Here is a 21393-nt window from a genome sequence, read left to right as displayed (position 1 = left end):
CGCGGCGCCAGCAGAAGCTCATCTGAATGCGCGCCGTCGACGCGGAAGGTGACGGCAGGGAACAGGTCTGGCCGCTACCGGTCGGCAAGGCCAACCTCCTGAAGCTGCTCCCGGCATGGAATCAGCTGGAACTGTGGAATCGGCTGCGTTCGGAATTCCTCGGGCTGGGGCCCGATCCGCTGGACCGGACTGGCACGCGCATCACCTGCGGCTGAGAAGCCCGACCAGCCGAAAATTGGCCGGATCCATGCGGTCCCGGCGGGTTAGTATCGAGGCTTAGCGCGTGACAAGTATGGCCGTGGGCCGTTAGTCAATGCGGCCGGCGACCGTTATCGAGGATCGCCCATGACAACTGCTGCCGAACGTGAAGAACGCCTCTCGCTGATTTCGAGGTTGCATACCACTTTCCCGGAGGACCCGGAGTGGCCCTTTCCTGACCAGGTTCGACCGGACCACTACTGGGCCTATCTGAAGACATGCCACGACGTCGGCGGTGAGCTGGACGTGCCGGCGGTCTACGAGAACAAGGAAGAAGAGCACTGGGAGCTCATGACCTATGTGCTCTGCGAAACGCTTGGCTGGCGCGGGATTTGGGTCTCCGAGGAACGCCGGCGCATCGGTAACGTCGACGTGGGGCGCCCGATCTATCTCGGTTTGCCCTACTACGCGCGCTGGTTGTGGTCGGTGGGCCGGGTGCTGATCGAAAAGAAGCACATCACGTGGGGCGAGCTGACCGATCGTCTGGCACAGGTGCAGCAGCGGTATGCCGGATGCCCCGCGGGCACCCACCTGGACGCCCAGCCGAAATTCCAGGGCGACGGATCAAACGTGGTTCGCAACAAACATCATCTCGAAGCAGTGGGCATCGGCGATCCGCAGAAATTTGCCGGACTCGCCGATCCCGCGCGATTCGCACTCGGTGACCGAGTACGAGTCCGCAACCTGCCGGCGATGTTCTACACCCGCACCCCGGAATACGTGCGGGGCGCTCGCGGGACGATCGCCGAATTGGCTTATGAGAGTCCTGCTCCGGAGGACGAGACCTGGGAGCGTGAGGACGCCAAGCCTGAATGGTTCTACATCGTGCGGTTCAACCAGACCGAATTGTGGGATTCCTATACCGGTCCGGCTAACGACACCTTGCAGACCGAGATCCCGGAACGTTGGTTGGAGCCGGCCTAACCACCCCATCCGACGGAAAGAACAGACTATGGCCGATCACGATCACGATCACGCCCGCACGGTGAAACCGATGGTCGACGAGATCACCGAGTTCGAAGTTCTTGAAATCGCGTTGCGCGAGTTGTGCATCGAAAAGGGCCTGTTCACCGCCGAGCAGCACCGCCACCTCACCGAGTTCGCCGAGCAGATCGGCCCGACCGCTGCTGCTCGGCTGGTCGCCAAGGCGTGGCTCGACCCGGAGTACAAGGCGCTGGCCTTGAACGATCCAATCGCCGCCTGCAAACAGGTCGGTGTCGACTGGCTCGAACCCACCGGATTCGGCACCCCCAGTGACTTCGTCGCCTTCAAGATCCTCGAAGACACACCGACGGTCCACCATGTCATCTGCTGTGCGCTGTGCTCCTGCTATCCACGACCGATTCTCGGCAACTCGCCGGAGTGGTATCGGACCCCGAACTACCGGCGCCGGATCGTGCGCTGGCCGCGGCAGGTGCTCTCCGAATTCGGCCTCGAACTGCCGGAAGGCGTTGCGGTACGTGTCGAGGACTCCAACCAGAAGCACCGATTCATGGTGATGCCGATGCGGCCCGCGGGTACTGAAGGCTGGTCGGAGGACCAGCTGACCGAGATCCTCACCAGGGACTGTTTGATCGGGGTCGCGTTACCCAAACCCGGGGTCACCACCAACGTCATCACCAAGACCCGGCCCGCGAACAATCCGGTCGGCAGCAGCGGCGCGGCATCGTGAACCCCGTCGCGGACCGCCCATCGTTCGACGGTCTGGTGGGCGAGACCATCGCAACCCTCGCCCAGATCGCCGAGAGCAACCAGACCTGGCCCGTCATGGCGGCCAAGTACGGCGTGGAGAACCCGCTGCCGCCCTGGAAGACCAGCCTCGACGGCTTATGCGATGCGCTCGACACTACGTCATGCCAGATCGATGACTTCGACTTCACGTTCAAAGATCGCCGAGACGAGGAAGACGAATTGTCGGCGACGCGCTATCAATGCCTGCCCTACCCGGAAAGCCAGCTCATGGCGCTGGCGCATTCGCTCGTGGCTCGGGGCGTGATCGACGAGACCGAACTTCGGCAGCGGCTGGCGGTGATTCGCGCTCGGTTGGAAGCAGAGTAGCGCGCGGGATCAACCCGTCGTCAGCGCAGCCACCGCCGGCCCGAACATGGTGTCCTTGATCGCGCCCAGGGTGCCCGAATCCTTGCCGGCCAGCGGTCGCAGAAACTCGGTCGCGGCCGGAGTCACCGCGCCCTCGGCGGCGGTGGTGTCCACGATGCCGAAGGTTGCGGCGTCCACCCCGCCGAACCGGCGGCCGGTGGTCATCGACGCCACCTGAGCCTGCGGGGTGAGCTTGGCCTGAATCAGCGCCGCCATCCCCGGCGTGAACGGAATCCGGATGTCGACCTCGGGCAGACAGAAGAAACCGCGGTCGGCCCGCATCACCCGGAAGTCGTGGGCCAGTGCCAGCATTGCGCCGGCCCCGAAGGCGTGGCCGACGACGGCCGCCGCGGTGGGGATCGGCAGCGTCAGCACCCGCGCGAGCAGGGCGTGCACCCGGCCGACGTACCAGTCGGTGCGGTCGCCGTTGGCCATCAGCCAGTCCAGGTCCAGGCCGTTGGTGTAGAACTTGCCGCCCGCGGTGGTCACCAGGCCCTGCGCCTTGCCCTCGGCGTTGGCGGCCAACACGTCATCGAGCACCCCGTTGATCTCGTCGAGGAAGTCGGGGGAGAACCGGTTTTCGTCGTCGCCGAGGTCCAGCACGGCGATCGTGTCGTCATAGGTCAGGTTCATGGGGTGGATCCTTTCTGATTCATGCGGCGGTCCCAGCTTCGGCTCTCCTCCGTCGAGCCTTGCTGAACCGCCGGGGGTGGCCCGACCGACAGCACGGCGCGGACCGCCGCATGCAGGTGGGCGCGGGCGGTGGTGCTGCCCAACCGGTTCCGGCTGAGCACGATAGCGGTGGGTAGATCGACGACGCAGGTGGTGATGGCGTCGACCGCGGCGGCGTCGCGGCGCTGCCACAGGGCGTCCGCGAGCCGGATGAGCAAGCCGACCAGCTCGGCGTCGGCACCGCGGAGCTGCTCGGCCAGTTCCGGAGACAAATCGTCGTCGGGTAGATCGTCGCGCTGGATCGCGAACAGCAGCTTGCAGGCGTCGGGATGACGCTGCGCGAATGCCACCGGAGCGTCGGCGGCGGCAACGACCGCCTCGAGGGGGTCGCAGGCCGCGTCCACCAGCTCGCCCTGCACCGCCAGGAAGCGCCGGGTGGCCCGCAGCCAGGCGGTGGCGACCAGCCCGGCCCGCGAGCCGAACCCGTGGTAGACCGCACCGTTGGACGCGCCGGTGGCCTCCCCGATGGCGCGAATCGTCACCGCGGCAGGGCCCGACCGTGCGGCAAGTGTCTCGACGGCGTCGAGCACCTGCTCGGGGTCGTACACGCGCGGGCGGGGCATGGCCGTCACCGTAACAGAGCGAACGCTCTGTTACCAGGTGCGGTCGTCCGGACACCGGCGTGACAGGATCGGACAATCATGAGCACTCCCGGATCCCGTCCCGTCGTATTCTCCGGCGCCCAGCCGACCTCCGACTCGCTTCACCTCGGAAACGCCCTCGGCGCGGTCGCTCAGTGGACCAGCCTGCAGGACGGTCACGAGGCGTTCTTCTGCGTCGTGGACCTGCACGCGATCACCGTGCCGCAGGACCCGGCGACGCTGCGTCGCCGCACGCTGGTGACGGCCGCCCAGTACCTCGCGTTGGGCATCGACCCGGCCCGCAGCACCGTCTTCGTGCAGAGCCATGTCCCGGCCCATGCCGAACTCGCCTGGGTGCTCGGCTGTTTTACCGGTTTCGGGCAGGCGTCGCGGATGACGCAGTTCAAAGACAAGTCGCAGAAGCAGGGGGCCGACTCCACCACCGTCGGTCTGTTCACCTATCCGGTGTTGATGGCCGCCGATGTGCTGCTCTACGACACCGAGGTGGTGCCGGTCGGGGAAGACCAGCGCCAGCACCTGGAGCTGGCACGCGACGTCGCCCAGCGCGTCAACGCACGCTTCCCGGAGACCTTCGTCGTGCCCGAGCCGATGATCCCGAAGGCCACCGCCAAGATCTATGACCTGCAGGACCCGAGCGCCAAGATGAGCAAGTCGGCGGCCACCGACGCCGGCCTGATCAGCCTGCTCGACGAACCGGCGAAAAGCGCCAAGAAGATTCGTTCGGCGGTCACCGACTCCGAGCGCGAGATCCGCTACGACCCGGAGACCAAGCCCGGCATCTCGAATCTGCTGACCATTCAGGCCGCGGTCACCGGTTCGGATGTCGAGTCCCTGGTCAACGGCTATGCCGGACGCGGCTACGGAGACTTGAAGAAGGAGACCGCCGAGGCCGTCGCCGAGTTCGTCACCCCGATCAAGGCCCGGGTGGATGAGCTGCTCGCCGACCAGGCTGAGCTGGAGGCTGTGCTGGCCGCCGGCGCGAGCCGGGCGCGCGCGGCGGCCGCCGCCACGCTTGCGCGGGTATACGACCGGGTGGGATTCCTTCCAGCCCGGCCATGAGCAAAGCCGTGACCGACCAGTCCGACCCGGCCAAGCCCGGCGTCATCGATCGCCTGCGCACCAGGTACGGCTGGTTCGATCACGTCATGCGTGCTCAGGAACGCTACGACGACTGTCAGGGCAACTTCTTCGCCGCGGGGATGAGCTACTACACCATCTTTGCGCTGTTCCCGCTGGCGATGGTCGGCTTCTCCGTCGGCGGTTTCCTGTTGTCGCGTCGGCCCGAGGTGCTCGACGAGATAGAGAACCGGATCAAGCATTCGATCCCCGGCGAGTTCGGCAATGAGCTCGTCACGCTGATGGACAGCGCGATCTCCTCCCGTGCCTCCGTCGGGGTGATCGGCCTGGCGACCGCAGCCTGGGTGGGGCTGACCTGGATGGCCAACCTGCGCGAGGCACTGTCAGAGATGTGGGAAACCCGCTCGGACAAACAAAGTTTCGTCTCTTCCAAGCTGTCGGATCTGCTGGCGATGGTGTGGGCGTTCGGGGCCATGCTGGCCACCATCGCCCTGACCGCCCTGTCCGACCCAAAGCTGATGCGAAGTGTCCTGCGCTGGCTGGGCGTACCTGATTTCACCCTGCTGGGTGGGCTGTTGCGGGTCGCGTCGCTGATCATGGCGGCCGGGGTGTCGTGGCTGCTGTTCACCTGGATGATCGCGAGGCTGCCCCGGGAGTCGGTGAGCTTCGGCAGCGCGATGGAGGCCGGTGCTATCGCCGCGGTCGGCTACGAACTGTTCAAGCAGGCCGGCTCGGTGTATCTGCAGTCGGTGATCAACGGCCCGGCCGGGGCGGTGTTCGGACCGGTCCTGGGCCTGCTGGTGTTCGCCTACATCACCGCCCGGCTCATCTTGTTCGCCACCGCGTGGGCCGCGACCGCCCACGACCGGGCGGACAACCTGCGGGCCGACTGACGGTGTGACCGGCTCCCGAAACGGGTAGTAGGGGACCATGACGCGCGAATCCACCTGGCCGAGTCTTCGCGTCGAGGACTGGGGCCCGACTCGGGACACCCTGCACATGTGGGCGCAAATCATCGGCAAGGTCCGCCTGGCGCACGCACCCCTGCTGAACCACTGGTGGCAGGTGACGATGTATGTCACCCCGCGAGGCCTGACCACCTCGGCGATCCCTTATGGCAGCGATGTTTTCGACATCGAGTTCGACTTCATCGACCACCGGTTGGTGATCCGAAGCAGCTCTGGTGCCACCCGGGTCACTCCGCTTCGGGAGCAGTCGGTGGCGGAGTTCTACACCACGGTCATGTCCATGCTGGCCGAATTGGGCTTGCAGACGCACATCCAGTCGCACCCCAACGAGGTCGAGCCCGCCGTGCCGTTCGCCGACGACGTCGAGCACGCCTCCTACGACCCGCACGCCGCCCACTTGTTCTGGCGGCAACTCGTGCAGGCACATCGAGTGCTGGGACAGTTCCGATCTCGGTTCATCGGCAAAGTCAGCCCCGTGCATTTCTTTTGGGGGGCAATGGATCTTGCCTGCACCCGGTTCTCGGGCCGAAGCGCTCCGACGCACCCCGGGGGCGCACCCAACTGCGGCGACTGGGTGATGGTCGAAGGCTACTCACACGAACTCAGCAGCTGTGGCTTCTGGCCGGGCGGTGGCGTCGAAGGTGGCTTCTATGCGTACGCCTACCCCGAACCTGATAGCTTCGCCGATCATCCGGTTCGCCCCGCCGACGCGTTCTACAGCAAGCAGATGGGCGAATTCGTGCTGCCCTACGAGGTGGTGCGGCAAGCACCCGACCCGGACCGAGTCCTGCTGGAGTTCCTGCAAGACACCTACGAAGCGGCGGCTGTGCGTGGCAACTGGGATCGCGCTGCCCTGGAAGCTGACCCGGACCGTTGGCGGGTGCAATCACGTGGGTGAGCCGCACCCGCCACGCTCAGATCACTCCGGGCGGTGCGCGGTCAGCAGGAAGCCGGGCATCTGGCCGATCGTGGCGAACAGCGGTGCCGGCCGAACCTCATCGACGACCCAGCACGCGGAAACCTCGTCGCGCAGCTGCTCTTCGGTGAACTGGGTGGGTGTCGGACCCTCATGGTCGGCGAAAGCACCGGCGCCGAAGGCCAGAATGTAGAACCTCGCTCCCGGAGCGGCCGCGCGGTGCATGGCCCGCAGATAGTTCTCCCGCAGCTCGTCCGGCAGGGCGTGCAGCAGCCCGCTGTCGAAGATGGTGGAGAACCGGCCGTCGTAGCCCGTCAATGCGGTGATGTCGGCCGCGGCGAAGGTGGCCGTGCTCAGGCCGCGCTCGGCGGCGGCAGCGGTAGCGGCCGCGACCGCGGTGGGGGACAGGTCGATGCCGACCACCGTGTGACCGCGCGCGGCCAGTGCCAGCGACAGTTCGGCGTGGCCGCAGCCGGCGTCGAGCACGTCGTCGCGCACCGTGCCCGGCCGCGCGATCAGCGCCGCATACTCCGGTTGCGGCGCACCGATGTTCCACGCCGGTGTCTGCTGTTGCCGGTAGGCGTCGTCCCAGTCGATCTTGTGTGTCATGGTGTGTTCCTTTCGTTGTCGGTCACATCGCGGGCGGTGGTGCCCGGAGAGTCGAGGCCCCAGGCCACGATCCGCCGCGGGCGGATACGGATGATGTCGCCGGACAGCCCGCCTTCGGTGCTGCCCGCACCGGGTAGTGCGGTACCGATGCCGCGGATCTCGATGCCGCGGGCCTGCGGTGGCTGTATCGAGATCACGGTGTCGACGATGAAGGCCACCTGAGGTTCCCGGATCACGTTGCGCCACTTCTGGGTTTTCGAGAGTGCATGGCCGACGATGTCGATCGTGGTCTCGTCCGGCCCGAGGTGGACGCCGACCGGCCTGATCTGCGGGTCGCCGCTGGGGCCGAGGGTGGCCAGCCGGCCGATCTGCTCCTCGCGCAGGTAGGCCAGCTCGGCGGGGGTGAATATCATGCTCGCACCTTTCTTTCGTCGCTGAGCCGGTTGCGTAGCCGGCTGAAGATGCGCTCTACGCAAGCCAATTCGTCTGCGTCTAAGTCATCGAGGAACAGCTCGCGAACCGAATGGGCGTGCTGGGGCATTGCCTGCTGAAGGATCTCCAGGCCGGTGGCGGTGAGCACCGCGCGGTAGCCCCGCCGGTCGTCGGGTGCCGACTCGCGTACCGTCAGCCCGCGTTTGGTCATCGAATCGATCTGGTAGGTGATCCGGCTGCGGGAGAAGACCATCCGGTCGGCGAGTTCGCTCATGCGCATGCGCTGTTCGGGTGCCGTGGCGAGCAGCATCAGCAGGTGATAGTCGATCAGCGTGAGGCCGGTCCGCGCGCGCAGCAGCTCGTCGAGCCGGGTCTCGAGGTGGATGCTGCTCTCGATATAGGCGCCCCAGGCCTGTGCCTGTCGGTCGGACAACTTCTGGTCGGACATCGGTCACCTCGTCTCCAGCGGAAAGTCGTACGTTTTTTGATCAACGACGATTGTCGGGGCCGCTGCACCTGCTAAGCGGCTGTATGACACCACCATAGCTACACTAACCAAGTAATACAAATTTTAACTACAGGGCCAAGCTGGGCCGCGTTCCAGCCCGACGTGGGAGGCGGTTTCTTACTTCTCGGCCCGCACCGGGTAGCGGCTCATGATCGATACGCGGTTGAACGCGTTGATCGTGATCGCCGACCAGATCAACAGCGAAACCTGATCGTCGGTGAGGTGCTCGCGCAGCAACGTGTACTCGTCGTCATCCAGGTGGGTGTCGGAGATCCAGGTGACCGCTTCGGCGATCTCCAGGGCGGCCCGTTCGGTGTCGGAGAACAGTTGGGTGTCTCGCCAGGCCGGCAGCACCGCGATCCGCTGCACGGTGTCACCGGTCTCCAGTAGCGCCTTGCTGTGCAGGTTCAGGCAGAACGCGCACCCATTGATCTGGGATACCCGCAGATTCACCAGCTCCAGGACGGTCCGCGACAATCCGGCTTCTTCGGCGCGTGCTCGCACCTCTGCTGCGGCGTCCAGGTAGGACCGGTAGACCGAGGCGGACTGCTTGTTGACGGGGATCCGCGTCATGATCAGTCGCCGGCCGGGTCGACGAGGTCGGCGAACTCCGGGTGTTTGGTGATGTAGGCCTCCACGAACGAGCAGGTCGGTACGACGCGTTTGCCGGCCGCGCGGGTGTCGGCCAGGGCTGCGCCGATCAGTGTGCTGGCCAGGCCGCGCCCGCCGAACGCCTTGTCGATCACGGTGTGGTGGAAGACCCGCTGATCGCCGCGTTCGATGTAGTCGGCGAACCCGGCCTGCTCGCCGTCGACGGTGATCTTGTACTGCCCGTTGTCGTGGGTGACGGTCGGTTCGCTCATCTTTGCAGCCTATCGGAGCCAGGCGCCGCGCCGCATTACTCGCCAGACCCGCCAATCCCGATCCAGCACAACCAGGTCGGCGTCACGTCCGGCGGCCAGAACACCGGCCCGGTGCAGCCCGAGGATGTGCGCCGGCGTGGACGAGGTCATGCGCACGGCTGCGGCAATGGCGGCCTCGATGCCGATCTCCGCCCCGAGCAGTCGCACCGCGGTCGCGAACAGCCGGTCCATGGTGGCGGTGCTGCCGGCGATCGTCGCCGTACCGCGCAGGCGGGCCACCCCGTCGGCGACGTCGACGTCGAGCCCGCCCAGACGGAACGCACCGTCACCGACTCCGGCGGCGGCCATGGCATCGGTGACCAGTGCGACCCGGTCGGGGCCGGCCGCAGCCACCACATGCCGGATCGCCCCCGGGTGCAGATGCACGCCGTCGGCGATCAGCTCGACGGTCACCCGGGGATCGGACAGCAGTGCCGGAACCGGTCCCGGCTCGCGATGATGCAGTGCCCGCATCGCGTTGAACAGGTGCGTGCCGACCCTCGCTCCGGCGTCGATAGCCGCCTGCGTCAGTTCGTAGCTCGCGTCGGTATGTCCTACGGCCACAACGATTCCCGCATCCACCAAGCGCCGGATGATCGGAAAAGCGCCGGGTAGCTCGGGTGCCAGCGTGACCATCCGGATCGTGCCTCCGCCGGCGACCAGCAGCGCGTCAACCTCGGCGTCCGAGGGGGCACGCAGTTGTCCGCTGTCGTGTGCGCCGCAGTGCAGCCGGCTCAGCCACGGCCCCTCGAGGTGGATGCCGTCCACCACACCCCGCCGGGTCGCGGCAGCCAGTGTGTGCACCTGTGCCAGCAGGGTTTCCGGCGATGCGGTCACCAAGCTGGCTAGGCCGCCGGTAGTGCCGTGCGAAGCGTGCAGGGCCGCCGCGCGGTCCGGATCGTCCGCATAGGAGACGCCGGCGCCGCCGTGGGAGTGCATATCGACGAAGCCGGGCACCAGCACGCAGCCACCGAAATCGGTAGCTGGCCGAACCGGTGCTGGTCCGGCCCCGCAGTCGGCGATCCGCCCCTCGGCCACGGAGACCCAGCCGGGCCGGTGCACCGCGCCGTCGAGCACGACGGTGCCGGCGGTGATGACGGTCATGCCGAGGCCTCGCTGTCTGCAACCAGGGCGCTCGTGTCCCGGGCAGGCCCAACGTCCTCGGCGGGCCAGCGTCCGCCGTTCTCCCAGAAGTGCCGGATGTCTTCCAGTTGGCGGCCCTTGGTCTCCGGGGCGTAGCGGTACACGAAGCCCAGACTGAGCATCGCCAGCACACCGAACACCGCGAACGTCCCGGCGCCGCCCAGCGAGGAGAGCATGGTCAGGAAGACCGCCGCGACGATCGCATTGGCCACCAGATCAGAGGTCAGCATCGCCGAGGACCCCATGGCTCTCATCCTGGCCGGCAGGCTCTCGCCCGCATACACCCACACCAGGGAGCCGAACCCGAAGGTGTAGCCGACGGTGAACAGCAGCACTCCGCCGAACTTGACCGCCGCCAGTGCGGCACCGAACGTCTCGCCGGCGGCGAACACCGCGACCAGCAGCAGGTTGGCCACGACCATCGCGGCGATCCCCGACAGCAGGATCGGCCGCCGGCCGACGCGGTCGATGATCATCAATGAGACGACCATCGCGGCCAGGGCGGCGACCTGCACCAGCGCCGGCAGGACCAGCAACGCGAAATCGCCTTCGAAGCCCATCTTCTCGAACAGCCGGGGGCTGTAGTAGACGATCGCGTTGATCCCGGTGATCTGGATGAAGAAGCCCAGTGTCACCACGAACAGCGTCGCCCGCAGGTAGGGCGGCCGCAGCATCTCGCGCAGCACCCCGACGCCGCCGGCCCGCTCCTCGGCCAGAGTGCGGCCGATCTCGGCCAGCTCGCGCTGTGCGTCGGTGCCCGGCTCGATCCGCCGCAGTGTACGTTCCGCGTCGTCGACGCGGCCCTTGAGCAGATACCAACGGGCGGTGTCGGGGATACGTGCCAGCAGCAGGGCAACAAGCACCGCCGGGACCGCGGCCAGCCCCAGCATCGCCCGCCAGTTACCGGTGCCGGCCAGCAGGTAGGCGAACAGGTAGCCGGCGATGATCCCGATCACGGTGGCCACCCCGTAGGTGACCAGCAGTGCGCCCCGGGCGTGAGCCGGCGCCGACTCGGCCACGAACACCGGAACCACCACTACCGATACTCCGATGGTGATGCCGAGCAGCAGCCGCGCCACAGTCAGCGTCGACACCGACGTCGCCGCCGCCCCCAGCACCGCGAAAACCGCGTAGCCCAGCGCCACCGACACCATCGAGCGTTTGCGACCGATCGCGTTGGCCAGCCACCCGCCGGCCATGGCCCCGGCGATCTCGCCGATCACCGTCGCGGTGGCGATCATCTCCTGCTGGGACTCGGTCAGCCCGAAGTCACGTTCGATGAACAACAGCGCGCCGGCGATGTTGGACAGGTCGTAGCCGTAGATGACGCCGACACTGGCGGCGGCCACGCCCACCAGCAGCGCCAGCGGCGAGGAGCGGCGCAGTTCGGCGAATCGGCCCATCTGGCTCACGGTAGGGGATATGAATCCAGCCGATCAGGTGCGGGTGAGAACCCGAGGGCCGATCTGATGGGCGAGTTCGAGCGCGAGCTCCACCGCCAACCGTCGCGCGCTCGGCGGGTGACCCAGCAGCTCGGTGGCGCGCGCCACCCGCTGCAGCACCGTGTTCCGGTGGGCATGGAGGCGGGCCGCGGCCCGCGGCGCGTTCTCGGCCTCGTCGAGGAACACCCGCAGCGTCTCGCGCAGGCGCTCCGCGCTGGGGTCATCGGCAGCCAACGGACCGAGTGTGGTGGCCACGAATTCGGCTGCGCGGTCCAGGTTCTGGGCCGCCAGTTCGGTGACCTCCAGCTCGTCGTAGAGCCCGACCCGGGCCCCGGCAGGATGCGCGACAAGCACCCGCTGCACAGCCAGTGCCGCGGTGTGGGTGCGGCGGAAGCCGCCGATTCCGTGCCGGGCAGGGCCCACCGCGACGCGGATAGTGGGATGGATGCGATTGATCGCCTCCCGCAGTGCATCCAGCGCCGGGGCGGCCTCGCTGCCCACCCAGGCCCACAACGTGGACGTTCCGGCCGGCAACGTCAGGGGCCGCCGCGCGCCGGCGGCCTGCGCCAGCACCCCGGCGGCGGATTCCAACGCGCCCTGGATCTCGCCGAGCGGGGGAGCCCACAGCACCAGCGCGGTGTGGTGCCGGCCCAACTCGTAGCCCAGCTGGCCGCTGGCCCGACGGCTGTCGATCGGGGCGTCGTCGAGGATCAGCCGAATGGTCTCGGCGCGGCGCGCCAGCGCACCTCCGAGCACCTCCTCGCGTTCCCGCTGGGCCTCGGCGATGACCTGGCTGACCACGTGGTCGACGTACTCGAACATGCGTTGCGAAGAGGCGTTCAGTAGCTGGATGAGCAGTGGACCCGGCGGCACGATCTGGGCGGCGTGCGCCATGTAGCGCTGCCAGCCGACGTTCTGGCCGCGGCGGTAGGACTGGAACAGCACGTCGAGGCCGATGCCGCGCCGCGCAATGGTGCGGGCGACGTCCAGGGCCTCGGGTGGAACGTCGAAGGGGGCGGGCCGGTCATCACGGCGGGCGAACATGGTCATCACCCGGGCGAGATTGGCGCGGTTGCTCGCCGACATCTCCGCGGTCAGCGCCGCGTCAGCGCCCAGGAACGGCGACAGTTCGATCTCGGCGGCGTCCATCTCGGCGACCAGGTCATCGATTTCGGTCAGCATCAGTTCCGCCACGTCGCCCATCAGCGCGGTGACGTCGGCGGACAGCGGCGAGGACGGTGAAGCATCCATGGAATGAGTGTGCCATCGCACATATATCTGCAAAAGATCTGAGCGTACGGACATACCGCGGCCGGTCGTTGCGACTTTAACGTGAACCACGCCACACCCGGTGCTCAGAGGAGACATGCGTGACAATCACGACCGCCAGCCAGACGCAGACCGCCGACTTCGACGTCCTCATCGTCGGCGCCGGCATCTCCGGGATCGGCGCGGCCTACCACCTCAAGACTCGCCGGCCGGGCACCTCGTTCGCGGTCCTCGATGGCCGGGACTCCATCGGCGGCACCTGGGACCTGTTCCGGTATCCCGGCATTCGTTCCGACTCCGACATGGCCACCTTCGGCTTCGGCTTCGCGCCCTGGACGCACCGCAAGGCGATCGCCGACGGGTCGATCATCTTGGACTACCTGCGTCAGGTGGTCGTCGACAACGAGCTGTCCGACCACATCCGGTTCGGCTACCGGGTGCTGACCGCGGACTTCTCCCGGGAACGGGGCCGCTGGAGCGTCACCGCGCAGCACTCCGGAAGCGGCGCGACAGCCCGATTCACCGCACGATTCCTGTACCTCGGCACCGGCTACTACGACTACGACGCGGGCTTCACTCCCGAGTTCGCCGGGGTCGACGAGTTCGCCGGCCAGGTCATCCACCCGCAGCACTGGCCGCAGGATCTGGACTACACCGACAAGCGGGTGGTCGTGATCGGCAGTGGTGCAACGGCGGTCACCCTGATCCCCGCGATGGCCCCCAAGGCCGGTCACATCACCATGCTGCAGCGCTCGCCGAGTTACGTGTTCTCGATCCCGGCCGAGGACCCCGTTGCCAACATCTTGAACAAGGTGCTGGGCCCACAGCGCGCCAACCCGATCATCCGGCGCAAGAACATCGTGCTCAACCGCGGAATCTTCAAGGCCTGCAAACGCGCGCCGGGGCTGATGCGCCGGCTGCTCATCGCCAACGTGCGCCGCCAACTGCCGAAGAACTTCGACGTCGACACCCACTTCACCCCGCGTTACGACCCGTGGGACCAGCGGCTGTGCATGGTGCCCGACGGTGACCTGTTCAAGGCGATCTCGTCCGGGCGGGCCAGCGTGGTCACCGATGTGATCGACAGATTCACCCCGACCGGTATCCGGCTGGCCTCGGGCCGGGAGCTGGCTGCCGACCTGGTCGTGACCGCCACCGGACTCACCATGTCGGCCTTCGGCAAGATCACTCTCAGCGTCGACGGCCAGGCGGTGAATCCCGCGGATACCACGGTCTACAAGTCGATGATGCTGTCCGGGGTACCGAACCTGGTGTTCGCCTTCGGCTACACCAACATCTCCTGGACACTGAAAGTCGACCTGGTCTGCGAACACTTCTGCCGGTTGCTCGACCACATGGATGCCCACGGACACCAGCGCGTCGAGCCGGTTCTCGACGAGGACATGCAGCGGGTGCCACTGCTCGATCTGGGCTCGGGCTACGTGCAGCGCGGCGTCGCACATTTCCCGCGCGCCGGAACGACCGGGCCGTGGACGGCCGACATGGCCTACGAAAAAGACGTCGAACGGCTACGTATGGGGCCGGTCGAAGACAGTGCGCTGCACTTCAGCGCCAACCGGCCTGCTGTGCGGGCATCGGTAGCGCGGTAGTCCTATCGCCACATCACAGACCCCAAACACCCACTCAGAACCGACCTTTCATCACCTTTTGGAGAATCCCATGACACACATCGCAGTCACCAGCTGTTCCACCGTCGCCAACCGTGAGGAGCGCCGTCGGCTCTCCCGCCGGCTGGTTCGCGTCGCCAGCGTGGCCGGCAGCATGGCCGCCGGCGGGCTGGCCATGGCGCTGACGGCGCCGCACGCGGCCGCCGAGGCCGCCGCCCTGCAGGGTGCCGTGGCGGCCCTGGAGCAGGCGCAGGCCAGCATCGCCGAGTTCGATGCCAACAACCCGCTGTTCGACTTCATCAATCACGGTGCGTCGGATGGCATGCTGCCGCAGTACGTGCAGAACATGTCGGCAACCACCCTGGCGCTGCTGCTCGCCCAATACAACACCGGCATGCTCAAATTCCCTGGCCTGGGCGAACTTCCGGTCCTCAACGGCGCCGGCTACCTGGCGGCGCCGTTCATGTGGAACGCTTCGGCCGCCGACCCGCAGTCGTACCTGATCTACGGCAACCCGGACAACCAGTACGGTCTGATGCCGCTGGACCCGAACGCCAGCTACACCATCACGGTGCACCCCGGTGACGGTTCCATCGGCGGCGGCCTGGCCACCTACTCCGGCAGCGTCGTCAACTCGAACTTCGCCCCGATGGAGAGCTTCAGCTTCGCGGGCGCCACCCCCAATGCCGATGGCAGCTACACCATCATCGTCAGCCCTACCGACCCGGGCAATGGCGCCAACTGGTTCAGCAGCGCCGGGGCTACCTCGCTGCTGGTCCGCGACACCGTCGGTGACTGGGGTCAGATCCACAACGACGTCCACATCGTCAAAGACGGTGCGGACCAGAGCGTTCCGTGGCTCAACGATGACCAGATCACCACCATCCTGGGCATCACCGGCAAGGTGCTGCCGCTGGCGAACATGTCCGACACCTACTACCACCAGATCCAGTACCCGCTGCTGAACGACCCGAACGAGTTCAGCAAGCTCGGCGACACCGCCGCCAACGTCCCGGGACTGACCCTGCCAGGCCAGGTCACCAGCCTGGGCAACTTCGCGCTGGAGCCCGGCCAGGCGCTGGTGCTCAAGGTGCCCGAGCTCGAGGCCGGCTACCACGGCCTGCAGGTCACCAACGAATGGGGACAATACGTTCCGTTCGCCAGCGCGACCGGCAGCCTGAACAACACCCAGATCTTCCAGGGCAACGACGGCTACACCTACTACATCCTGAGCAACCAGAACCCGGGCTACGCGAACTGGGTGAACATCGGTGACCTGACCAACGGCGGCGTCATCCTGCGCTGGCAGGACGTCAGCGGGGAGATCACCAACCCCAACATCGAGACCAGCGTGGTGCCGATCTCCGAGGTCAAGGATTACCTGCCGGCGGACATGCCGACGGTCACCCCGGAGGAGTACGCCACCCTCGCCCAGGAGCGGCTGCTCGAGTACGGCTACTCCTTCCACCAGTCGTCGAACATCAACTGGCTCTGGGACAACCTGCAGATCGGCCAGATCAAGGCCGCGATCGGCTCGGACACCTTCGACCAGCTGTTCGGCGGCCAGGACTCGGTGCCGTCGGTCTTCGACCGGATGACGTCGACCGACCTCGGGCCCAACTGGGGCAACGTGTTCAACAACGTGCTGGCCCACCCCGAAGGCGCCTTCAACGCGCTGATCAACAACCTGCCGCTGGCGATCAAGGACGTCGAGTTGCCGAGCGTGCTAGCCGGGCTGCAACTGCAGCACCTCACCGAGCAGACATTGGCGGCGATGCAGACCGGCGAGTACTGGTCGGACTCGTCGAACCTGTTGTCCAGCTTCAACGCGTTCGGCACCGTCATCAACGACGCGCTGTTCGACCCGGCCACCAGCATCACCGCCGGCTTCCTCAACGCGCGCGACGACTTGTCGGTGGGGCTGCTCAACGCCACCGACGACACCGCGCTGACCAATACCTTGTGGGCGCAGCTGTCGGAGCTCAACGACACGCTGGCGCAGGCACTCGGCGGTATGGCGCTGTGAAAACCACTGCGGCGGTACTGCTGGAGCCGGGCAAGCCGTTCGAGATCATGGAACTCGATCTCGACGGCCCCGGCCCCGGGGAGGTACTGATCCGGTATGTCGCTGCCGGACTGTGCCATTCGGATCTGCACCTGACCGACGGTGATCTGCCACCGCGGTATCCGATCGTCGGCGGGCATGAGGGCGCGGGGATCATCGAGGACGTCGGCCCCGGGGTGACCAAGGTCGCCCCGGGTGATCACGTGGTGTGCTCGTTCATCCCCAGCTGCGGCAAGTGCCGCTACTGTGCCACCGGTCGCCAGAGCCTGTGCGATATGGGGGCCACCATCCTGGACGGCTGCATGCCGGACGGCACCTTCCGATTCCGGGGCGCCGGAGAGGAATTCGGTGCCATGTGCATGCTGGGCACGTTCTCCGAGCGTGCCGTGATCTCTGAGCATTCGGTGGTCAAGATCGATGACTGGCTGCCGCTGGAGACCGCGGTGCTGGTCGGCTGCGGGGTGCCGACCGGTTGGGGTGCGGCCGCCTACGCCGGTAACGTCCGGCCCGGGGACATCGCGGTCATCTATGGGGTCGGCGGTATCGGTATCAACGCCGTGCAGGGCGCACTGCACTCGGGAGTCAAGTACGTCATCGTGGTCGACCCGGTGGAGTTCAAGCGCGAAACTGCCCTGAAATTCGGTGCCAGCCATGCGTTCTCATCGGCGAGCGAAGCGGCCGAGATGGTCCACGAGCTGTCCTGGGGGCAGGGCGCCGACCAGGCGATCGTCACCGTCGGCACGGTCGAGGAGGAAGTGATCGCCGCGGCGTTCGACGTCGTCGGCAAGGGCGGGACCGTGATCGTGGTCGGCCTGGCCAGCCCGGAGAAGCTGACGGTCCATGTCTCGGGCATGATGCTGACGTTGATGGAGAAGACGATCAAGGGATCACTGTTCGGCTCGGCCAACCCGCAGTACGACATCGTGCGGCTGCTGCGGCTCTACGACGCCGGTCAACTCAATCTCGACGAGTTGGTGACCGCTCGGTATCGGCTCGAGGACGTCAACCAGGGCTATCAGGATCTGCGGGACGGCAAGAACATTCGCGGAATCGTGCTGCACGCCGGAGCGTGACCCTTCAGCGCGACAGCGGGTGCTCGGCCAGGGTCGCATACCAATAGGTCAGCGCGGCCGCGACGAATTCGACGGCGCAGGCCGCGGTGAAGGCCGGATGCGGCATGCCGACGTCGGCCATGGACATCAGCCGGGACACCCCGAGCAGCGCCATGGTGGCGGCCAGCAGGCGTACCGCTCCGGTCGGGATCGGGGAGCGCCGAAAGGCCTCGAGGTAGCCGACCCCGAAGCCGATCAGCAGGGCGCCGGCCGCGCGGGCCTCACTGTCGACGGTCGCGTTGACGGCTTGGCCGTCGGGAATGGAGTCCAGCGAGAACGCCATGCGGCTGATCCCGATCCCGACCAACAGCAGGCCGGTGAGCCAGCCGAAGATCCGTAGGGATCGGATCACCATGCCGAGCCCCTGCCGGGGCGGCGGTTCACCGCCCGGGCACCCATGATGAGTCCGAACACCACGATCGTCCCGAAGATGCCCACCCCGACGCGCACCGGCACCGTGTCGTCGGACGGCGCCAGCAGCATGGCCTGCGGGTTCGGGGCGTCGGCGGGGCTGCGGGCCGCCACCAGCGACGGGTCGGGCTCGATCAGCGTCCCGACTCGGGTGCCGGCCGGGACGGCGAAGCCGTAGTCGAGCAGCTGCGCGGCCTGCTGCCAGGGCGGGATCGGCTGCCGGGTGCCGCGCAGCAGCACTGCCACCAGCCGGCGTCCGTCCCGGGTTGCGGCCCCGACGAACGTCTGCCCGGCGTCATCGGTGTAGCCGGTCTTGCCGCCCAGTGCGCCCGGGTAGTTGTAGAGCAGCTGGTTGTCGTTCTCCAGCTGGTAGCCGGGAGTGTCGCCGTAGCCCGGGAAGTCGAAGGTGCGGGTCGCGACGATGTTGGCGAACGCCGGGTTGTTCCAGGCGTACCGGTAGAACAGCCCGATGTCGTAAGCCGAGGTGCTCATGCCGGGCCCGTCCAGCCCGGAGGGGGTGGCGGCGCGGGTGTCGCGGCCGCCGAGCCGCGCGGCCAGGGTGTTGATCTTCTGTAGCGCCACATCCCAGCCGCCGAGCTGCATGGCCAGGGCGTGCGCGGCGTCGTTGCCCGATCCCATCAGCAGGCCGTGCAGCAGTTGGTCGACGGTGAAGCGGCCGCCGGGGCCGACGCCGACCCGGGTGCCCTCGGCGTTGGCGTCTTCCTGGGTGCCGAGAACCACCATGTTGGGGTCGAGCTCGTTCAGCGACGCCATCGCGGTCAGCACCTTGATCACACTGGCGGGCCGGTGTCGGCCGTGCGGATCGCGGGCGGCGATCACCGCACCGCTGTCCAGATCTGCCACCAACCAGGACTCGGCGGAGACCTCGCTGGGAACCGGCGGGGTGTCGGGTGCGACCACGATTCCACAGCCGGCCAGGGCCTCGCCGCCGACCGGGGTGGCCGGCACGGGCAGCGGCAGCGGGGGAGCGCCGGCTTGGGGCACTTCGGAGGCGTCAACCGCGGGCGGGGTGCTGACCTGGTACGGGCAGCCGACCGTTCCCGCGTTCAGGCCGGGGGTGGGATCCGCGGTCGCCAGGGGCGCGGCCGTGGCGAGAAAACCCGCCGCCACCAGGGCTGACACCGAGCGCAGAGAAGTCATCGTGTGTGCAGGGTAGGTCACCGGCGGGGCGAAATCCGGGAGCCACGCTGTGGCTGGTGGGACGGAAGTTACAGCGGGAGGCTACAGCCGGAAATACGCCAGGCCCGGCCCGGCGATCCGGCCCATCCAGAGCCGGCCGTCGGCCTCCACCACACCGGTGGCCAGCCCGAAGTCGGGGTGTTCGGTGCGGTACTGGGCCAGCACCCGCCCGTCGCCGGCGTCGAAGCCGACCACCCACACCACTGACTTCGGGTCGGGCAGCCAGCGATACGGCAGCAGCCGCCACAACAGCCGGCGCAACACCGGCGAGCGCGGGCTCAGCCAGTCCGACAGCGCGTTGCGGTCGGAGACCATCGCGACCCAGATCCGTCCGTCGGGCCCGGTCGAGATGTTGTCGGGATGGCCGGGTAGTTCCTCGACAAGCGGGCCGATCGAACCGCGGTGCGGACCGGCCAGCCAGTACTTGGACAGCCGCCGGCCGGTGCTCTCGGCGAACACCACGGCCGATTCGTCGGCGGTCAGCGTCACCCCGTTGGCGAAGTGCAACCCCGTTGCCAGCACGCTTACCGTGCCGTCGGTGCTGCGCTGCATCAGCGATCCGCTGCCGCGGGCTTCGATCACCGAGCCCTTGTAGTGCTCGTAGTGGAACCGGCTGGTGGATTCGGTGAAATAGATTGTGCCGTCGGCTGATTCGACGGCGTTGGAGCAGAACGTCAGCGGCCGGCCGTTCACCTCGCTCACCAGGGTCTCCAGCTGTTGGGTCTGCGGGTCATAACGCAGCAGGCCGCGGTGGCTGTCGCAGATCAGCAGCCGGTGATCGCGGGTGAACGCCAACCCCAACGGACGCCCGCCGGTGTTGGTCACCACCCGCGGCGTTCCGTCGGCACCGACCGCGATGATCCGCCCGTCCTCGACTCCGGTCCAGACGGTGCCGTCAGCGTCGACCACGACGTCCTCGGGGGCGTTGCCCGGAATGTCGACGAGTGTCAGTGCCGGTGCGGGATCCGGCGGCGGCAACGGCCGTGATCCCGGGGGCTGCCAGCGGACGGGGTCGATACGCGGCTTGGACACTCCTGCATTGTGTCGCAACGCTCTTAGTCCAGGCAGGCCTAGGCTGGTGGCGATGACCGCATCGGTGGAGGACTTCGAGGCGCTGCGGCCTCACCTGCTGGCGGTGGCCTACCGGCTCACCGGCATGTTCGCCGACGCCGAGGACATCGTGCAGGACGCCTGGCTGCGGTTCGACGCCGCCGAACGTGACCACATCGTCGACCCGCGGGCGTGGCTGACCACGGTGGTGAGTCGCCTCGGCCTGGACCGACTGCGTTCGGCGGCGCGGCGCCGCGAGTCCTATCTCGGCGAGTGGCTGCCCGAACCGGTGGTGACCACCACCGACGACGCCGATCCGTTGTCGTCGGTGGTGGCCGGTGAAGACGCCCGATTCGCCGCCATGGTGGTGCTGGAGCGGCTGACTCCCGATCAGCGAGTGGCGTTTGTGCTGCACGACGGGTTCGCGGTGCCGTTCGGCGAGGTGGCCGGGGTGCTCAACACCACCGAAGCCGCAGCCCGCCAGCTGGCGTCCCGGGCGCGCAAGGCCGTCACCGCTGATCCGCCGCCGCGGCCCGATCCGCGCCACGACGAGGCGGTCGGCTCACTGATGGCCGCGATGGCATCCGGCGATCTGGCGGCCGTGGTGGCGCTGCTGCATCCCGACGTGACGTTCACCGGCGACGCGAATCGCCGGGCGCCGACCGCCCCGCGGGTCATTCGCGGTCCAGAGAAGGTGGCGCGGTTCCTGCTCGGCCTGGCGCGCCGCTACGGCCCGACCCTGATCACCGCAAACCAGCTGGCCCTGGTCAACGGCGAACTCGGCGCCTACACCCCAGGCGCGCCCGGCGCCGACGGGTTCCCCGAGCTGATGCCGCGCGTCACCGCGATGACGGTGCGCGACGGGCGAGTGGTGGCGATCTGGGATATCGCCAATCCGGACAAGTTCACCGGGTCCCCGCTGCGCCCCGCCAACCGATCGGAGAGGGAACGTGGCCAATAGCATCTCAAAGA

At 67.5% G+C, this 21393-nt stretch carries 24 protein-coding genes; 11 read left to right on the top strand and 13 right to left on the bottom strand.

Going from position 1 to position 21393, the window contains the following annotated elements; genetic code table 11:
- Positions 1–26: 26 nt before the first annotated feature.
- From ACKY0X_RS17050 to ACKY0X_RS17035, 4 genes are all read left to right on the top strand, one after another.
- A complete protein-coding gene (locus tag ACKY0X_RS17050) occupies positions 27–215 on the top strand; it encodes a hypothetical protein (protein ID WP_409426994.1) in 189 nt (62 codons plus the stop codon).
- A 130-nt stretch (positions 216–345) separates the two neighbouring features.
- Positions 346–1182: an SH3-like domain-containing protein gene (locus ACKY0X_RS17045; protein WP_409426993.1), complete on the top strand. Its 837-nt coding sequence runs from the start codon at positions 346–348 to the stop codon at positions 1180–1182.
- 28 nt (positions 1183–1210) lie between these two features.
- On the top strand, positions 1211–1930 hold the full coding sequence (gene scnC, locus ACKY0X_RS17040; protein ID WP_065041562.1) for a thiocyanate hydrolase subunit gamma: 720 nt from the start codon (positions 1211–1213) through the stop codon (positions 1928–1930).
- A 95-nt stretch (positions 1931–2025) separates the two neighbouring features.
- Complete coding sequence (locus ACKY0X_RS17035; protein WP_409429674.1) at positions 2026–2316, top strand: thiocyanate hydrolase; 291 nt, start codon at positions 2026–2028, stop codon at positions 2314–2316.
- Between the two features lie 9 nt (positions 2317–2325).
- On the opposite strand, the gene ACKY0X_RS17030 is transcribed toward ACKY0X_RS17035, so the two are convergent.
- Positions 2326–2988 (bottom strand): enoyl-CoA hydratase-related protein, encoded by a 663-nt coding sequence (locus ACKY0X_RS17030; RefSeq protein ID WP_409426992.1) that lies wholly within the window; start codon positions 2986–2988, stop codon positions 2326–2328.
- Positions 2985–3650, bottom strand: a complete 666-nt coding sequence (locus ACKY0X_RS17025; protein ID WP_409426991.1) for a TetR/AcrR family transcriptional regulator — start codon at positions 3648–3650, stop codon at positions 2985–2987. The genes ACKY0X_RS17030 and ACKY0X_RS17025 overlap by 4 nt, the downstream gene beginning before the upstream one ends.
- Before the next feature lie 78 nt (positions 3651–3728).
- Between ACKY0X_RS17025 and trpS the strand changes: the two genes are divergently transcribed.
- Genes trpS through ACKY0X_RS17010 form a run of 3 tightly spaced genes read left to right on the top strand, consistent with a single transcriptional unit; the run spans position 3729 to position 6632 of the window.
- A complete protein-coding gene (gene trpS, locus ACKY0X_RS17020; protein WP_409426990.1) occupies positions 3729–4748 on the top strand; it encodes a tryptophan--tRNA ligase in 1020 nt (339 codons plus the stop codon).
- Positions 4745–5659 (top strand): inner membrane protein YhjD, encoded by a 915-nt coding sequence (gene yhjD, locus ACKY0X_RS17015; RefSeq protein ID WP_409426989.1) that lies wholly within the window; start codon positions 4745–4747, stop codon positions 5657–5659. Before trpS ends, yhjD begins: the two co-directional genes overlap by 4 nt.
- 37 nt (positions 5660–5696) lie before the next feature.
- Positions 5697–6632 carry a DUF5996 family protein gene (locus tag ACKY0X_RS17010; protein ID WP_409426988.1) on the top strand — a complete coding sequence of 312 codons (936 nt, stop codon included), beginning with the start codon at positions 5697–5699 and terminating at the stop codon, positions 6630–6632.
- A 21-nt stretch (positions 6633–6653) separates the two neighbouring features.
- On the opposite strand, the gene ACKY0X_RS17005 is transcribed toward ACKY0X_RS17010, so the two are convergent.
- The 8 genes from ACKY0X_RS17005 to ACKY0X_RS16970 form a co-directional block, all read right to left on the bottom strand.
- The gene (locus tag ACKY0X_RS17005) at positions 6654–7259 is read right to left on the bottom strand and encodes a class I SAM-dependent methyltransferase (RefSeq protein WP_409426987.1); all 606 of its coding nucleotides are present in this window, start codon (positions 7257–7259) and stop codon (positions 6654–6656) included.
- The gene (locus ACKY0X_RS17000) at positions 7256–7672 is read right to left on the bottom strand and encodes a PPOX class F420-dependent oxidoreductase (RefSeq protein WP_409426986.1); all 417 of its coding nucleotides are present in this window, start codon (positions 7670–7672) and stop codon (positions 7256–7258) included. Before ACKY0X_RS17000 ends, ACKY0X_RS17005 begins: the two co-directional genes overlap by 4 nt.
- The gene (locus ACKY0X_RS16995; RefSeq protein WP_409426985.1) at positions 7669–8139 is read right to left on the bottom strand and encodes a MarR family winged helix-turn-helix transcriptional regulator; all 471 of its coding nucleotides are present in this window, start codon (positions 8137–8139) and stop codon (positions 7669–7671) included. The genes ACKY0X_RS17000 and ACKY0X_RS16995 overlap by 4 nt, the downstream gene beginning before the upstream one ends.
- A gap of 177 nt (positions 8140–8316) precedes the next feature.
- Positions 8317–8772 carry a carboxymuconolactone decarboxylase family protein gene (locus ACKY0X_RS16990; protein WP_082108124.1) on the bottom strand — a complete coding sequence of 152 codons (456 nt, stop codon included), beginning with the start codon at positions 8770–8772 and terminating at the stop codon, positions 8317–8319.
- Positions 8773–8774: 2 nt separating this feature from the next.
- Complete coding sequence (locus ACKY0X_RS16985; protein ID WP_105295312.1) at positions 8775–9062, bottom strand: GNAT family N-acetyltransferase; 288 nt, start codon at positions 9060–9062, stop codon at positions 8775–8777.
- 9 nt (positions 9063–9071) lie between these two features.
- Positions 9072–10205: an N-acetylglucosamine-6-phosphate deacetylase gene (nagA, locus tag ACKY0X_RS16980; protein WP_409426984.1), complete on the bottom strand. Its 1134-nt coding sequence runs from the start codon at positions 10203–10205 to the stop codon at positions 9072–9074.
- Positions 10202–11647: a sugar porter family MFS transporter gene (locus tag ACKY0X_RS16975; protein WP_409426983.1), complete on the bottom strand. Its 1446-nt coding sequence runs from the start codon at positions 11645–11647 to the stop codon at positions 10202–10204. The genes nagA and ACKY0X_RS16975 overlap by 4 nt, the downstream gene beginning before the upstream one ends.
- A 33-nt stretch (positions 11648–11680) precedes the next feature.
- Positions 11681–12937 carry a PucR family transcriptional regulator gene (locus ACKY0X_RS16970; protein WP_409426982.1) on the bottom strand — a complete coding sequence of 419 codons (1257 nt, stop codon included), beginning with the start codon at positions 12935–12937 and terminating at the stop codon, positions 11681–11683.
- A gap of 125 nt (positions 12938–13062) precedes the next feature.
- Here ACKY0X_RS16970 and ACKY0X_RS16965 point away from each other — a divergent pair, with 125 nt between their 5' ends.
- From ACKY0X_RS16965 to ACKY0X_RS16955, 3 genes are all read left to right on the top strand, one after another.
- A complete protein-coding gene (locus ACKY0X_RS16965; RefSeq protein ID WP_409429673.1) occupies positions 13063–14565 on the top strand; it encodes a flavin-containing monooxygenase in 1503 nt (500 codons plus the stop codon).
- 70 nt (positions 14566–14635) lie between these two features.
- Positions 14636–16609: a hypothetical protein gene (locus ACKY0X_RS16960; protein ID WP_409426981.1), complete on the top strand. Its 1974-nt coding sequence runs from the start codon at positions 14636–14638 to the stop codon at positions 16607–16609.
- Positions 16606–17721: an NDMA-dependent alcohol dehydrogenase gene (locus tag ACKY0X_RS16955; RefSeq protein WP_409426980.1), complete on the top strand. Its 1116-nt coding sequence runs from the start codon at positions 16606–16608 to the stop codon at positions 17719–17721. Before ACKY0X_RS16960 ends, ACKY0X_RS16955 begins: the two co-directional genes overlap by 4 nt.
- 4 nt (positions 17722–17725) lie before the next feature.
- Here the strand turns inward: ACKY0X_RS16955 and ACKY0X_RS16950 are convergent, their stop codons facing one another.
- The 3 genes from ACKY0X_RS16950 to ACKY0X_RS16940 form a co-directional block, all read right to left on the bottom strand.
- Positions 17726–18115: a DUF4345 domain-containing protein gene (locus ACKY0X_RS16950; protein WP_409426979.1), complete on the bottom strand. Its 390-nt coding sequence runs from the start codon at positions 18113–18115 to the stop codon at positions 17726–17728.
- A complete protein-coding gene (locus ACKY0X_RS16945) occupies positions 18109–19332 on the bottom strand; it encodes a D-alanyl-D-alanine carboxypeptidase family protein (protein WP_409426978.1) in 1224 nt (407 codons plus the stop codon). The genes ACKY0X_RS16950 and ACKY0X_RS16945 overlap by 7 nt, the downstream gene beginning before the upstream one ends.
- Positions 19333–19413: 81 nt before the next feature.
- Positions 19414–20403 (bottom strand): SMP-30/gluconolactonase/LRE family protein, encoded by a 990-nt coding sequence (locus ACKY0X_RS16940; RefSeq protein WP_409426977.1) that lies wholly within the window; start codon positions 20401–20403, stop codon positions 19414–19416.
- Positions 20404–20455: 52 nt separating this feature from the next.
- Here ACKY0X_RS16940 and ACKY0X_RS16935 point away from each other — a divergent pair, with 52 nt between their 5' ends.
- The gene (locus ACKY0X_RS16935) at positions 20456–21382 is read left to right on the top strand and encodes a sigma-70 family RNA polymerase sigma factor (RefSeq protein ID WP_409426976.1); all 927 of its coding nucleotides are present in this window, start codon (positions 20456–20458) and stop codon (positions 21380–21382) included.
- Positions 21383–21393 lie beyond the last annotated feature (11 nt).

Origin of the sequence: Mycobacterium sp. SMC-11, from assembly GCF_046250095.1 — a bacterium.
Lineage (GTDB): Bacteria > Actinomycetota > Actinomycetes > Mycobacteriales > Mycobacteriaceae > Mycobacterium > Mycobacterium heraklionense_A.
This window is presented reverse-complemented; position numbering and strand designations above follow the sequence as displayed.